At 56.8% G+C, this 14,671-nt stretch carries 10 protein-coding genes and 1 pseudogene; 2 read left to right on the top strand and 9 right to left on the bottom strand.

Going from position 1 to position 14,671, the window contains the following annotated elements; genetic code table 11:
* The first annotated feature begins 133 nt into the window (after positions 1-133).
* Positions 134-1,144 (top strand): hypothetical protein, encoded by a 1,011-nt coding sequence (locus HWX22_RS30680; protein ID WP_175889142.1) that lies wholly within the window; start codon positions 134-136, stop codon positions 1,142-1,144.
* A gap of 355 nt (positions 1,145-1,499) precedes the next feature.
* Here the strand turns inward: HWX22_RS30680 and HWX22_RS30675 are convergent, their stop codons facing one another.
* Positions 1,500-2,405: a PIN domain-containing protein gene (locus HWX22_RS30675; protein WP_175889143.1), complete on the bottom strand. Its 906-nt coding sequence runs from the start codon at positions 2,403-2,405 to the stop codon at positions 1,500-1,502.
* Between the two features lie 314 nt (positions 2,406-2,719).
* Positions 2,720-2,983: a hypothetical protein gene (locus tag HWX22_RS31830; RefSeq protein WP_175889144.1), complete on the bottom strand. Its 264-nt coding sequence runs from the start codon at positions 2,981-2,983 to the stop codon at positions 2,720-2,722.
* 245 nt (positions 2,984-3,228) lie between these two features.
* Between HWX22_RS31830 and HWX22_RS30670 the strand changes: the two are divergent.
* A pseudogene (locus tag HWX22_RS30670) lies at positions 3,229-3,575 on the top strand (DUF2384 domain-containing protein).
* Between the two features lie 260 nt (positions 3,576-3,835).
* Here HWX22_RS30670 and HWX22_RS30665 read toward each other — a convergent pair.
* The 7 genes from HWX22_RS30665 to HWX22_RS30635 form a co-directional block, all read right to left on the bottom strand.
* Positions 3,836-4,768 carry an amino acid ABC transporter substrate-binding protein gene (locus tag HWX22_RS30665; protein ID WP_175889145.1) on the bottom strand — a complete coding sequence of 311 codons (933 nt, stop codon included), beginning with the start codon at positions 4,766-4,768 and terminating at the stop codon, positions 3,836-3,838.
* A 13-nt stretch (positions 4,769-4,781) separates the two neighbouring features.
* Positions 4,782-6,089 carry a dicarboxylate/amino acid:cation symporter gene (locus HWX22_RS30660; RefSeq protein ID WP_175912556.1) on the bottom strand — a complete coding sequence of 436 codons (1,308 nt, stop codon included), beginning with the start codon at positions 6,087-6,089 and terminating at the stop codon, positions 4,782-4,784.
* An 85-nt stretch (positions 6,090-6,174) separates the two neighbouring features.
* Complete coding sequence (locus tag HWX22_RS30655) at positions 6,175-7,173, bottom strand: C45 family peptidase (protein WP_175889147.1); 999 nt, start codon at positions 7,171-7,173, stop codon at positions 6,175-6,177.
* A gap of 8 nt (positions 7,174-7,181) precedes the next feature.
* Entirely contained in the window at positions 7,182-8,639 is a 1,458-nt protein-coding gene (locus HWX22_RS30650) for a biotin carboxylase (RefSeq protein ID WP_244114830.1), read from the bottom strand.
* Entirely contained in the window at positions 8,636-11,521 is a 2,886-nt protein-coding gene (locus tag HWX22_RS30645) for an aminotransferase class I/II-fold pyridoxal phosphate-dependent enzyme (protein ID WP_175889148.1), read from the bottom strand. Before HWX22_RS30645 ends, HWX22_RS30650 begins: the two co-directional genes overlap by 4 nt.
* Before the next feature lie 84 nt (positions 11,522-11,605).
* On the bottom strand, positions 11,606-12,469 hold the full coding sequence (locus HWX22_RS30640) for a carbon-nitrogen hydrolase family protein (protein ID WP_175889149.1): 864 nt from the start codon (positions 12,467-12,469) through the stop codon (positions 11,606-11,608).
* Positions 12,470-13,183: 714 nt separating this feature from the next.
* Positions 13,184-14,346, bottom strand: a protein-coding gene (locus HWX22_RS30635; RefSeq protein ID WP_175912554.1) for an IS3 family transposase whose coding sequence is annotated in 2 segments (ribosomal slippage) — positions 13,184-14,091 and positions 14,091-14,346 — 1,164 coding nt in all. Because the reading frame shifts where the segments join, the coding sequence is not laid out codon by codon here.
* Positions 14,347-14,671 lie beyond the last annotated feature (325 nt).

The following is a 14,671-nucleotide window of genomic DNA, read 5'->3' as shown; positions in this document are numbered from 1 at the left end:
CGATCACCAGCCACCCACCAGGCCCGGTGACAACACCCCCCGGATCATGACTGCGACTGGGGGCGAGAATCATGCCGGGCCTGGCTGGCCAAAGCCCCGATTATCGGGGCACGAAGATAGTAACGGGAGGCGAATGACGATCAATATCGCGCTCGCAACCAGCGAAGCTGTCATTCTCGGTTGCGATAGTCTAAGTAGCACGACCGATTACCTCTTGCGCCCGTGGGACTTCATTGAGCGCGATGCCGACGGCGCGCCGGTCGTCGACGAAAACGGTCTGGTGATCGCAAGATTTCCACTCGATGGTCTTCAACCCGTTGTCACAAACGCGTTTGGCGGCGTAACGAAGATGTTCTCTATCTCACACGGCGGGGTAGAAGCAGCCGCAGTCACATCTGGCTTGGCAACCTTGGCCGGGTCCACCATTCACTCTCATGCTGACGACTTCCTCAGTCGTGGGGATGCTGCGGAAACCGTGGCTGGTGTAGCTGAAGCGTTTCTTCATCATATGCGTCAGTTGTACGAGCGCGACATGGAAGCGTACTCACTGCCTCCAGGGTATCAACCCGAGCTGGAGTTTCTCGTTGGCGGATATGACGCAACGTCTGCGTTTCCCTCCTCCTTCCGCATCAAGGTGAAAGACAATACCTGCACGCTAATTTATGGGGACGGACGATGCGGCCTCATCTGGGCTGGACAGGCAGACGGCGTTGAAAGACTGCTGTTTGGTATAGACAGCCAGTTGAGATCAAGGATCATGCTGGCGGTTAACGATACAATCGACCGCTTTTATGAAGAATCGAAGGCGAAGACCGCGCAGATCGTGGCGCAACTCATCGATACCATGGGCCTCGACAGACTCCCGGACGAAATTGATACGGAGTTCGTAGCGAAGCCCACCATCGCGTTACCAGACGACGAGTTCCGACTCGACATCGACTTCGCGAATTCACCGATGCAGGATGCGATTGACTTGGTCTCGTATTTGGTTAATCTCCAATCAGGAAGGGCCAAGTTCGTAAGAGGTGTGGCAACAGTCGGCGGCAGGACCCATATTGGTGTCATAACGCGGAACAATCGACTGAAGATGCTCAACGAGCCTGACTTCATTCACCGCAATGTGGGGTACAGCAATGATTACTAACACCAGTCGAAGTGGTTCGCTCGGAACGACGAAGCCGGGCGAGGTTCGTGTCGGTGCCGCGACCGCGCGGTCGGGCTCGACTTCACTGACCCCAAAGCCTGCGCCAGCGACCGAGAAAGTGGAGACGCCGCGTGAGAAACTCGTGGTTGTGAGAGGGACTGTGTCGATTGTGGCAGTCGATACAAAGGCTAAGCCGTAATCCTGACGCCTCTCTTTTTGCCGAGATCTTCTTATTGTCGGCATCCGCGCTTTGAGGCGAAAGTTGTCTATCGTCCAAGAACTGCGACGGGACACCGATCCGTAACTCTCGCCACCTCACCCTTCCGGAATAGCCAACCTCGAGCGTCACAGCAAATCAAGCCGACGGTGAATCGGAGACGTTCCTTCGCAGCAGTTCGTAAACAGATACCAGCGCCTCATCTGTCAGGACCCGCCTATAGCCATACTCAGTGAATAGCGTCATCGCAACGTCAAGTGCACCACCAACTGATGGTTCAATACGCTTACGCATTTCGGATACCCGCGCCGACATCCACTGTCGTGAAGTCGGATGGATAAGCGCGACGCACATACATGCAGCGGCGGCATACCAGAATTCCTTCGGCAATCGAGAGGCCGCTTTCTTCACTTTAGGAAAGGTATCTTGGATGATCGCCAGGAACACGCGCAAAGATACTCCCGTGATGCTGTAACCACCAACCTGAAACGTCAACTGAACGGCAGATCTACGAGCATAGTTTCGCAGGGCCCCAAGAATCTCAATTGGGACGGTTTGCCCCTCCATTGCTTCAATATCCTTGTCACGAGACAGAATTCGCGCAGAGATCTTCTGTTGCAGACGCAGATACGGTACATCGTTGGGATCGAGATAGTCACTCCCATTTTCCGGTATGCCACCCACGTCGACAAACTTGATCAATGCCCTTAAGCGCGCCCAATGGACGATCAGCTTTTCCGCGTCGCACCCTTGCTTAACGAGATCAGGGAGATGCTCGGTTACCTCTTCTACGAGAAACGTTGGTGCATAGGCAAGGACTGTTTCGACTTCCAAGACCTCAAGTAATTCGCTTCGTGCGCTTTCATTGCGTCGTCGCTTACTTACCCACCTTAGCTCTCCGAGGATGATGTTTGCATCTATGATCAAATTAATCTGAAACAAGGGCGCCAATACTGATAGATGTTCTATTCCGTCGACGAACTCCCGCAGCCAGACAAGCTCGTCTGACCTAATGACATCCTCGAGTGCTTTCTGACTCCGCATCTTATTAGCACCTCGGACCGCGCGAGAGAGTGCTCGGTTTCTGCAAATTTCCCTGGATGATCCGTACGCAGACCTGAACACCATTTTCCACAAATTGAAGGCCCACCAACTGCGCAGGATCACGTGGCGGCCCGTTCTTTGGGCTGCAATCCAGCACGCAGAGCACCGCAGTCTTTTTGCCCTTCGCCACTGCATAGGATGCAGTCTGACTAGTAAAGCGTCGGCCATCCTCTAGAGCGAAAAGCGCCGATTTCTCAACCTTCAACTCGATAGGGATTCCACGGAACGACAAATCGGTAGGCCACACATCGTAGTCACCGTTCATGACCATCCTCACTCTTCGGTGGGCCATTAGAGACTGACTTTCCAGGCGCGGAAATTCGACGACACTCAGCGTAGCGATTTCGAATCCCGGCCACACCGGGTACGGTGACCAGATCTACCTCGAGTACGTCTCCAGCTTGCCACCCCTGGCTCGACAATTCGCTCCAGAGATCATCAGGAAGTTGCAGAACACCGTCGCCACTCCCATCAGGGGCGTCCTGAATCTCCATGATCCAGCGCTTCGTGACGGTCACGTCATTTCTCCACATGATTCACGCGATTGCGGGAGCCGATGTCATCTGGCAATCCCCTTGATGCCGAGCAAAGCGCTCGGGATGCAACTGCATGCTACACCGGGTTCGGCGTGCCGCGCGAAGCATCGATTTCGCACCAAGTTTGCGCGGACGAGCTTCAAACGTGAACGGGCGGCTAAGCGCCTTCAATACGACAACAGCGAGACAGCTACGGTTCAACACCGCCCAACGGCTTCGACCAGTTCATGGCCCTTGAGGGCCCCGGAGATCGCCGCGCCGATCGTTTCGGCACGACGCTTTGCAGCCGCCTTGCATATCGATATGCAAACGCTCGCACGGCTGGCCCATGTCAATCTCAATACCGTGAGCCGCCTGGCGGGCTACGAAAGCGTGCAAAAGTATTCGGGATGCCATCCGGATCATTCGAGCCTCGAACGATATCGCCGGGGATGTACAGAGCGCACTCTTCTGGTATCAAAATGAGCCGTTGCCGATCTTCGACTACAAGACTGCTGAACAATTAGTGTCGGAAGGACGCGTTGACGACTTGCTTCGCTACGTCGTTTCGCTTGCGGCAGGTGCAGCGGGGTAAGACGGGAAACACACGTTGTAGGTCAGCCGAAGAACGTTTACTCTCAGGTCAAAGCTGACCTATGTTCGGCGACGGAAAACAGGGAGCGGGGCATATTGGACTGGACGTCGTTCCGCGGTATGTTGCCTGCCCCACCTCTTCAAATACACGCTCGATGCGCGGTGTATTTCGGACACGCGCACGCATCACTTTCGGCCACTCGCACCTCCGAAACGACCCGGCCCTCAATGGCGCCGGGTCGCTGACGCCAAGATTGCCACTCACTCCGTCTTCGCACCCATCGTTTGAATAATTATCCTCAGATGTGTACTCATTGGTAGGTTCAAACTCGTCCCGGTCGGCAGTTTCCGAAGGAACCAGCGCTTGTACTGACGCTCGATCTCTCCGTCCGCTGCCAGTTCCTCGAATGTAGTCTTTACGACCTGCGCGAGCAATGGGTCACCACTCCGGAACATAATCCCATACGGTTCATAAGAAAGATAGTCGCCAACGACTTGGAATTGCCCGTGCCTGCCCGCATCCTGTGCGATCAAACCGTAAAGCAACGCCTCGTCCGTTGCAAACGCATCCACTTGCCCGCTCGCAACCGCTTCGAAACCTTCCTTGTGTTCACGTACCACCACCAACTGCATCCCAAGGTTGAATTTCTGGTCGAGATCGCGCAGCGCCTTCTCGTTGGTCGTGCCGGCTGTCACCGCGACCTGCTTACCCGCGAGGTCGCGGAACGAGCGAATCGACGCCCCCGCCTTCACCATCACCTTCGTGCCGGAAACGTAGATGATCGGCGAAAACGCGACACGCTTCTGGCGCTCAAGGCTTCTCGTCGTGGATCCGCACTCGAGGTCAACCTGACCGTTGACAACTTGATCGATCCGGTTGTCAGCTGTGACCGGCACCCAGCGAATGGACACGCTCCTATTGATCGAATCCTCGATCGCGGACACGAGCGCTTTGCACAACTCGATCGAATATCCAATCGGCTCGTTGCGTGTGTTGATGAACGAGAACGGCACCGACGAGTCGCGGTAGCCAAGCGTGATCGTTCCGCTGTCGCGCACCTTCTCAAGGGTGCCCGATAACGTAACCGGTGGCGCCGCCGAAGATAGGTCGGCCGCATCCTGTGCATTCGCCGCCGCGGACGCGGCGAATAGGCCAGCGACGACGAGAGCCCCCCAGAACCTCGGAATCTTCATCACGCGGCTCCTGTCAAGCATCAGCAGGGTGTGCAAGCGTCGCCCTGACTTCGGCATCGAGACGTGCCGCATTCACGTTCGCATCGGTCTCCGACAACAGTGCGCCCTCCCACATTGCGACAACTGCGCTCGCGATCGAGTTACCTACGGCGTTAGTCGCAGAGCGGCCCATGTCGAGGAACGTATCGACGCCGAGGATAAGCAAGAGACCCGCCTCCGGCAGCTGGAACTGGGTGAGCGTTGCGGCGATAACAACGAGTGACGCCCGCGGCACCCCGGCCATCCCCTTCGATGTCAGCATCAGTACAAGCAGCATCGTGATCTGCGTGCCAAGCGACAGATGAATGTTGTACGCCTGCGCGATAAAGAGAGTCGCAAACGTGCAGTACATCATCGAGCCGTCAAGGTTAAACGAGTATCCCATCGGCATCACGAAGCTCGAAATCTTCCGATTAACGCCGAAGCGGTCAAGTGCATCGAGAATCTTTGGATATGCGGCCTCCGAACTTGCAGTCGCGAACGACAGCATGAACGCCTCCCTGATCAGTACGAGCAGCTTCAGTACGCGCGGCCCAAGGAAAACGAAGCCCGCAAACGCTAGGAGTCCCCACAACAAGAAGAGGCTAAGGTAGAAATCGCTCATGAACACCGCAAACTTCAACAGGATCGACAACCCGTTCACTGCGACAGTCGATGCCATTGCAGCAAGAACCGCGAGCGGTGCGAGTTTCATCACGTAGCCGGTGATCTTCAGCATCGCATGCGAAAGCTGGTCGATCGCAGCGACAAGAACCTTTGCCTTCTCTCCGAGCGCCGCGAGTGCGACACCGAAAAACATGGAGAACACGACGATCTGGAGGATCTCGTTGTTTGCCAGTGCTTCGGCAAATGAGCGCGGCACCATATGTCCGACGAAATCCTTAAGTGTGAACTTCGACGTCGCAAGGTTTACCGACGCGCCGATGTCGGGCAACGGTAAACCAAGGTTCAGGCCGGGCTGGAGCAGATTCGACATCAGAAGGCCAAGCAACAACGACGTTACCGATGCCGTGATGAACCAGGCGAACGCCTTCACAAAAACCCGCCCGACCGACGATGCGTCCCCCATATGCGCGATCCCAACGACGAGCGTCGAGAATACGAGCGGGCCGATAATCATCTTGATCAGCCGCAGAAAGACATCGGACACGAGTGAAATATAGCTGGCGATTTCCGTCGACACCTTCTTATCGGGAAACTCCGTATAGATCATGTAGCCAATCGCAATGCCGATCAACATCGCGATCAGAATCCATACCGCTGAAGATTTCTTCTTTCTCATCTTAATGTCTCCATGCTCCAAATCTGTGTTGAGTGATGAACCACCGAGGCGCGAGGCGTTCGGCTCATCCACCTCTATTCCGCTGTTAAAACCGATTCCGATCTTGAAGAATTACCTGCCGACTCCCTTCTTCGAAAGAATGCAGGGACTGATCCCAGCATTCTTCCGGCCACCACAGCTCGGCTCTTCGTGACATGGGTCGATAGACTGCCGAGTAAAGAGTTCCGTATCCTCGCTGCCACGCGTTTTGATACAGTGGTTCTTGCAGCAAGACATTGATCGCCTGCTGTGCTGGGCCAGGCTGAACAACCTGAAGCTGAAGAGCAGCGAGCCGATCACGCGAGTGAGTCGCCCGCGCATGCTCCGGCCATTCGACCGAGTTCTGGAAGTTGGTCACGGCATAGCGGCGCGTAACCTCGGTCGGTCGGTCGGGATTGACAAACACCGTCGCCCAGTCCGCTTTAGAGTCGAGTAGCGTGACGCTGTAACTCATATGTACTGGCACACGTTGAAGTATCGCCACCGCTTCAGCGGTCGTCCTCGCGGTTTCCAGCACGTACCGCAGCACCAGCGGAATTCCGAAGCCGGTTCCGGACACGGTGCGCCCGCCGAACGACAGCGACGCCGCAAGCCCGTTGTCGTTCACCCCGTCGAGCGCGCCCCACAAGCAGTCACCCATCGCAGCAACTCGCGAGCCGACCCAGCGTGTCGCGAGCCAGTTTCCTTCGAGCAACGCAGGTGCGAAGTCATAGTTGCGCAGCAGCATCGGCTCCTCGTGGCCGCCAGGATCGATCCAAACCGCCTGCGAGCAACCCGCGATATACGGCGGCGGACACCACAGGGACAGGAAACGCGCCTCGACGTCACCGCCGCCGATGAGCTCAACGAGACGCTCCCACGTTGGCACGAGTTCAGGCATATGCGTGCGCAGAGCACGTCGGGATTCGAGGTAGCTCGGGCGGCCGGCCACGCCACTTCGAAGAAACCAAGCACGGTAGCTCGGCCAGGCTCGTTCGAACAGGGCGCGCCACTTCTCGCCGGGAACATCCTCGACGACGGCCTGGAACTGCAGACTGATCGGCATGGTGACCCTCAGAGAATCTTGAACGAGCCGGGTGCGGGCACCGCCTCAGGTTGCGAGGCAACAATCGGCTTACCCGCGTAGTACTGCTTCAGTCCACGCACCCAGTCACGTGCACGAATGTTGAGCCTGAAGTTGTCGTCCATCGATCGCCCACGCGTGATCAAAATTCCAAGATCTGCTCCCTCATAGCGATAGTCGCCAGGACCTGCAATTCGCATGAAGAATGCCTCGCGCTCCGTGTCGATCGCACGCCGGTGGCAGTCGAATCGATGATACGAAACGCTACCGTCGTCGGCCATCCGGTAAATACCGGTCGCCGGCGCGTGTGTGACCTGGTCGACGTTGTCGTCGGTGTACTTCAGCACGACCTGCGACCACGAATCGATGAAGTGTGCCTGCGCCCAGCGCTCGTTGATCTCCTTCACGTTCAGGTCAAATGGCACTCCCGAGAACTCAAGCAGGTGAAAAAGGAAGAGCGGTGCGTCTGCGTACGCGAACGCTGCATGATTCGTCATCGGGCTCGCGCCGCAAATGCGCGGATTCAATTCGCCCAGATAGACCTCGCCGGAATCGACGTCGATCAGGAAATCAAGGTCGAAATAGCCGCGATAGCCTTCGTTCAGCAACTGATCGCCGAACTTCTCGGCCATCGCGCGCGCCTTCGCGCGCACCTCCTCCGTGAATGCACCCGGGAACACCTCATTGCCGCACCAGCCTCCCTTGTATGGCGTCAACTCGCGCGCGCCGACTACCTCGGTCAGCAGTGGCCCGACGAGGGTCCCGGACTGCGTTGCGCATGCTTCAAGTGTGGCCCCGCGGCAATTGATTCGCTTCATAATCTTGACTTCGGGGTCGTTGACGATTTCATCCTTGTGCTTATTGAAATCGTCCTCGGACGCAATGAAGAACGTCGTATGTCCGGAGTCGCCAAATGCGGACTGCACGACAAGATCCCGGCCGAGTCCACTGCGCTCCGCAATCTGCATCAGATGAGCGTAACTGTCGACCTTCTCGAGCGCATTCGGTACGGAGTAAACACCAGCCTTGTTTCCGATCCGAACGGTTTCCATCTTGTTGTCACATCGGGTGCGAAGCGCGGCCGGCGGGAACCAGACATCCATGCCGATTTCTTCCGCGAGGGCTTCCGTCTTCTCGTCAAACATGAGGAATGTCGCGACAGGCCGGCCACCGCGACGCTCGACCAGGTCGATCACTTCCTTGTGAGACAAAAGATAGTTGTTGATGTCCTCAATCGACTGAAACTCGTCGTGCGGTGACTCACTAGGAACAAACACGTTCGGATGACGCCCATCGAAGCAGTCGATGTAGTTGATGTACATAAAGCGGTTCACCCACCTGTCGATGCCAAGCAGGTTGAAGTTGGTCGCGCTAATGAAGTAGATCGGTCGCTCGTTGCGGTGGAACATCAGCAACAGATCGGAAACACTCTTAACTTTATCGCTCAATTTTGGCTCCTGGATACGTCGTCTTTGACAGTGGTGAATCCGGCGATCTGCTCTACCTCAGTGTCCGCGGGTGCGTCGCCCGACTGCCTCTGCGCCACTCGGTCCGAAAGCGCGATAGCGACGCGCGAAGCGGTGCCCTGTACCGCGCGATCAAGAGCGTCCTGACTGAAGATCCGGAAGCCCAACTCTGGACGGAAGCCGTGGATCTCGCGCACATCGAGTGCCGCCATAAACTGGAGGATCCCGGCACTAATCACCTGGCCTGGCACGAGGATCGGGAAGCCCGGCGGATAGGGGATCACGAACAGTGCGGACACAAGATCACGGCCGGTGGCGATCGCGCGAGCTGCCTCGTTCATGTCGATGTACTCGCAGTTCGCATCGTCGTACGACAGGAAGAACGCACTTCGAATGTCGCCGTCGCGCGTCTCCGCACGGCTTTCGATGCTGCGACCGCGGAACGCGAAGTGGAAGCTCGAGAAATCGGGCAGAGGCGGTTGCTCGAGAGTCAACGACCGCACGCGCTTTTCATGGGTCCGGCGCTCGATCGTGCTCATATCAGACACGCGTGCGTCGACGTCGCGCGCGATCTTTGCAAGTACCTCAATCAGGTATGCAATGGCCGAGCGGGTTGAGCCGATATTCGTCATGAAAAGTACGGTATTGCGCGAAGTCTTGTTGATCTGGATACCGTACTTGTCCATCAACTCCTTGTTCTTGAACGTGTCGCCGTCCATCCCAGTTGCACCGATCACGAGCGTCGCACGTGTCGGGTCGAGCACGAACTCGTCGGTTCGCCAGGCTGTCTCGAGGTTATTCCAGCCTGTCTCATCATCGTAGTAGCTATTGACACCAGAGTCGCGATAGGCCGGCGGCACTACATCGGAGACGCGCAGAAAGCGGAAGTAGCGGCTCAACAACGGATGCTGCTTAACCTGTTCCCGCAGACTCATTGCGAGCTCGAGCTGACGCTGGATCAACTCATAGCCCTCAAGCTCGACCTGACGACGGCCGACGTCCAACGACGCGAGAATTTGGTAATTCGGCGATGTTGAAGTGTGGGTCATGTAGGCTTCGTGGAACGACTCTTCGGCCTTGTCCTTGAAATCCTGATCCCACACATGGATCATCGAGCCTTGGCGTAATGCAGTAAGCGTCTTGTGAGTCGAATGCGTCGCGTAAACACGCACCCGCGCGCGGGTTGGGTCGGGCAACAAGCGCGTGTCGAGAAGCTGTGCATCGTCACTCCAGTCAATCGTAAGCGCGAACTCCTCATAACTTTTCGCGTACTCAGGGTCATTGAACTTGTCAGCGAGCTTTGCGGCGCTCGCCATCGCAGTTCGTTGCCGATAGATCGGATGACAGCGCGCGAACGCAAACCATGCCTCGTCCCACAAGAACACGAGATCCGGTTTGATCGCGAGGCACTCCATCATCACGCGTTCGACGTCGTACACGATTCCGTCGAACGTACAGTTGGTGAGCAAAACCATCCGTACCCGGTCAAGCGTGCCCGCACGGCGGAAGGAAAGCAGCGTCTCCTTGATGTGCCTGATCGGCACCGCGCCATACATTGAATACACGTCGAGCGGATAGGAGTCGAGGTACGTGACTTGTGCACCCGCGAGCACTAGTCCGTAGTGGTGCGACTTGTGACAATTCCGGTCAACGAGCACGATATCGTCCGGTCGAACGAGCGCTTGGACGACGATCTTGTTGCAGGTCGACGTGCCGTTGGTCGCGAAGTAAGTGCGGCGGGCCCCGAACGCGCGCGCAGCATACTCCTGCGCGAGCTTCAGTGGACCGACCGGATCGAGCAAGGAGTCAAGACCGCCAGACGTCGCGGAAGTCTCGGCCATGAACAGGTTCATCCCGTAGAACTGGGCCAAGTCGCCGATCCAGTTGCTGTTCATGATTGCCTTTCCGCGCGCGAGCGGCAACGCATGGAACACTCCAGTCGGCTGCTTCGCGTAGTCGCGCAGTGCATTGAAGAAAGGCGTCTTGTGGCGTTCGCTGACACCTTTCATGATCGAGCTGTACAGCTCAATGTGATCTTCCTCGCCGAAGAAGATCCGCTTGAAAACTTCACCGACACGTGCCGCAATGTCCTCGACACTCACGTCGGTTACGAGATACAAGTCGAGCTCTGGACGGATCTGCGCAATCCGACGGCCGAGCAATGGCCCGCGCTCAAACTCAGGCATCGCCTCGATGTTCTCATCGAGGCCCTCAAGAAAGCGGCGCAGCATGTCGTTGTGATTGACCGAGCGGAATGGGAACCCATGCCTTATGACAACGGCCTGCAGGTTAAAATTTACGAGTGTTGCGATCAGCGCGTCCTCGAAACTCGGCACGACGACGATGTCGAAGATGAAATCGTCGTCTGGGCTACGCTTTCGTTGAACGCGGCGGCGCAAAGCCTCCTCTTCGCTCGCTGACATTTCGTCAACGATTAGTACCTCAAAATAAGGACGCGTGAGTTGTGCCTGGCGTTCGCTGTCGGTCTCGATCTGTGAAGGAAGCTCGTTGTCACTGTCTAGCGTGTTCGCGTCGTGACGATATGTGCGCGCAGCCAGCACACGGTGAATACGGCGCGCCGCCTGATGTGCGCGAACCATCTCCTCGCGCTCGATCCAGTGACGCAATTCACCGAACACCCGGCCGCCCGGGAATGCCCAGTAACTTTCGATCGGTGTCAACAGTTCAACAGTTCGCCGCACGTTCTGCATACGCAGCGCGCGCTCCGGATCATCCGCTGGCAGGATCGCGAGACGGCTCAGGTCGTCGACCAGATTGATCCACCCGTCGGCACGCCCTTCCCACACGCTGCGATGGCGGCCGAGCGACGCGCAGTTCTGGGACAACGGTTGCTCTGCTGTCATGTCTCCTTCTCCTTGGCTCAATTTTTGTGTGCGAGCGGATCGCCCGGCTTTGTACCCATCACACGGCCGGGCGCGCCGATTTGCTTAGTCGGGTTTCGTCAACGGTCCCAACGTACCAAGGTACGGAAAGTCATGACTCTCTTTCCGATACACCGGGAAGTCGCAGTTGCGGTCGCGGAAACTCTTCAGCGGCTGGCCGAGGTTTCGCAAACCGCATTCACGTTCGCGGCGCACGCGCTCGAAATCGACTGCGATTGGAATGATTTCAGTGCCGCCGTCGGCCTGATGCAGGACATAGCCAGACGGGTCACAGACAATCGATCGTCCGACGCCACCATCACCGACGCCATTGATGTCGAAGAAATACACCTGGTTCTGTGCCGCAGATGCGCGCGCAATCGCGAGCTCGACGTCTCGGTCGATCGTATCCGTCATCGTCGGATGTAAGATGACCTCAGCTCCCATCGCGGCCAGCGTGCGCGTGGTCTCCGGGAACCACATGTCGTAGCAGATCGACACGCCGATCCGCCCCGCGTCTGGAACATCGAATACGCAAAACTCGGTGCCGCCCTCAACACCGCGCTCATATGGACGGAATGGGAACAGCTTGCGAAAGCAAGCGACAACTTCTCCGCTTGGGTCGATCACCGGCGTCGTGTTGTATACCACCGCACCATCTGGTCCTTCAACGCGCTCGAACAACGAGCCAGGGATAAGCCACAAGCCAGTCTCACGCGCGAGCTCCGAGAGGCGCGCTACCGCAGGCCCGGGTATCGGCTCAGCTCTGTCGTGCTTTGGACCGAGAGGCGCCAACTCCGAAAACATCACCATCCGCACCCAGGGGAAGCGCGTTCGGATGTGGCGCAAATAATTGCCAATCACCTCGACATTGCTTTCGAATGCCGAGACCGCCATTTGTACACCCGCGATACCGAAATTTGACTTCATGACTACTCTCAACGTTTGATGCAAAACAGGCCAGCAAAATACTTCTTCCGGCCATCGCAGCTTGCTGAATAAAATAGAAATTTATTGAAGTAAGACCAACCAGCAACCAGAAACGACTTCCGCAATAGCGAATGCCAACACCACCAAGCCTCTCTTGGCGAAAGCGGAGTGATAGCGCTGCGGAGCGCTAGCGTTCAATCCGCGGCGTGTGCATGAGATTTGCCGTGTAGACGACACCTCCACCTACAGCGCCGATCTTCGTCATACCGGTCGAGATCCATGGTCATACCTATCAGTTCGTTCACAACCATACTTGCAACCGCTTACCAACGATCGACGGTTAACTAATTTTGATGAATCAATTCACTAACTTTTTTAGTAGATTTATCGAACCGGGGATCGCGCCGGGATGTGAAAGGTATGCAGCCAATTTGAGTCGCGCAATGCTGATGCATTTTTCGACTGACGCAATCTAAAAAAAGCATCGCCCAACAATGACCTCCTCCCCAAAAAAGTGCGATGAAGCTTGCGGAAATGCAATTGACTTTTCGACGCAACGAACACACCCTACGAAACGCGTGCGCCATAGTGTTGAAAGAATTGTGACTGAGCAGAGTCAGACTGACGTGAGGATGCCGGTTACCGACTGATACGTTGTGCATGAGATCGGAACCGACTTGCTTTCGTTAGGCAAATTCGCGCGCGGTGTAGTGGTCAACCAACCCCGGACACTGCGTTAAGTTTTTCTTCCGCAACAGCCGGCGCCAGTCCGTCATTGAACTGATGCGGCCGTATCCAGTTGTACCGATGCATCAGGTAGTGGCTGATATCCCGGTGTGCTTCCTGCGCCGACATGTAACCCACTGACGGCAGCCATTCTGTCTTGAAGCTGCGGAACAGCCTCTCCATCGGAGAATTGTCCCAACAGTTTCCGCGACGGCTCATGCTCTGCTGTATCCGATAGCGCCACAGGCGCTGACGGAATTTCCGACTCGCATACTGACCGCCCTGATCCGAGTGGAATAGCAACCCTTGTGGCCGACCACGCTGCTCATAGGCCATGTCCAGCGCCTGCACGACCAGATCGGCATCCGGGCGTGTCGAGAACGCCCAGCCGACGACTCGGCGCGTGAACAAATCAAGTACGGCGGCCAGGTAATGCCAACGGCCTTGCGCCCAGACATACGTGATGTCGCCACACCAGACCTGATTCGGCGCATCAACCTCGAACTGACGGTTGAGATGGTTCGGAATATCGATCCGCTCGACCGTAGCTTGCTTGTACGCATGGCTGCCGGGCTGCTTGCAGATCAACCCCAGCTCTTCCATCAAGCGACTTACCTTGAAGCGGCCAATCGCCGTGCCTTCCTCGCGCATCATGCCCATGATGCTGCGGCTGCCAGCAGAGCTTCGACTCTCGACGAACAGTTCGTGCACCCGGTGGCGCAACGCCATACGCTCGGCATCTACGCGCTGGGCACGCTCCCGGTACGCATACAGACAGGACCGCGATACGTCGAATACCGCGCACATCAGTTCGACTGATTCGCCTGCGCAGATCTGATCAATTACTTCGTACGTTCTATGCCTTCCGACATCAAGAGCGCGGTAGCCTTTTTTAAAATGGCCTTCTCACGCTCGAGGCGTTCGATACGCGCCTCGAGTTCCTGAATGCGTTGCTGATCCGGCGTGATTGCCTTGCCCTGCGGCGTGACACCCTGACGCTCCATTTGAAGCTGGTGCACCCAGCGGCGCAGTACCGTCTCGCCGACGCCGACCGAGCGACTCGCCTCCATATGGCTATAGCCCTGGTCGAGCACCAGACACGCGGCTTGCTGTTTGAACTCCGGGGAAAACGTACTACGTCGCTTGGTCATTAGAGACCTCTTCATGGCGAGCATTCTCGCCTAAATCAGTGTCCGGGTTCATTAGACCACTACACGGCGCCGCGGACACAAATTGCGGCGGATTCCCCAACGACGTTCCGCGCCACCACGCAGCCTTGGACTTGCCGACTCACGACGCAGTCATGCTTTCTGATTCTTCCCAATGAGAGAACAACGTCCGCCAAAGAATGGGCGGCCTCAAATCTGAAGTGCAACACTCTCGCCATCCGGTAATGTCCGCGAATGGCAAAGAGAACGTACCAACAACTTCAACCTGAAGAACGTATGCGAATCGATTTCTGGCGTGACGAGGGCT

It is taken from the genome of Burkholderia sp. BCC1638 (assembly GCF_902833195.1).
Classification (GTDB): domain Bacteria; phylum Pseudomonadota; class Gammaproteobacteria; order Burkholderiales; family Burkholderiaceae; genus Burkholderia; species Burkholderia diffusa.
The sequence above is the reverse complement of the archived record's forward strand: the minus strand, read 5'-3'. Positions and strand labels throughout refer to the sequence as shown.

Bases quoted from the DNA above. Each gene is read 5' to 3' on its own strand.
- HWX22_RS30680 (WP_175889142.1), top strand. From the start codon at position 134: ATGACGATCAATATCGCGCTCGCAACCAGCGAAGCTGTCATTCTCGGT.
- HWX22_RS30675 (WP_175889143.1), bottom strand. From the start codon at position 2,405: ATGCGGAGTCAGAAAGCACTCGAGGATGTCATTAGGTCAGACGAGCTT.
- HWX22_RS30665 (WP_175889145.1), bottom strand. From the start codon at position 4,768: ATGAAGATTCCGAGGTTCTGGGGGGCTCTCGTCGTCGCTGGCCTATTC.
- HWX22_RS30660 (WP_175912556.1), bottom strand. From the start codon at position 6,089: ATGAGAAAGAAGAAATCTTCAGCGGTATGGATTCTGATCGCGATGTTG.
- HWX22_RS30655 (WP_175889147.1), bottom strand. From the start codon at position 7,173: ATGCCGATCAGTCTGCAGTTCCAGGCCGTCGTCGAGGATGTTCCCGGC.
- HWX22_RS30645 (WP_175889148.1), bottom strand. From the start codon at position 11,521: ATGACAGCAGAGCAACCGTTGTCCCAGAACTGCGCGTCGCTCGGCCGC.
- HWX22_RS30640 (WP_175889149.1), bottom strand. From the start codon at position 12,469: ATGAAGTCAAATTTCGGTATCGCGGGTGTACAAATGGCGGTCTCGGCA.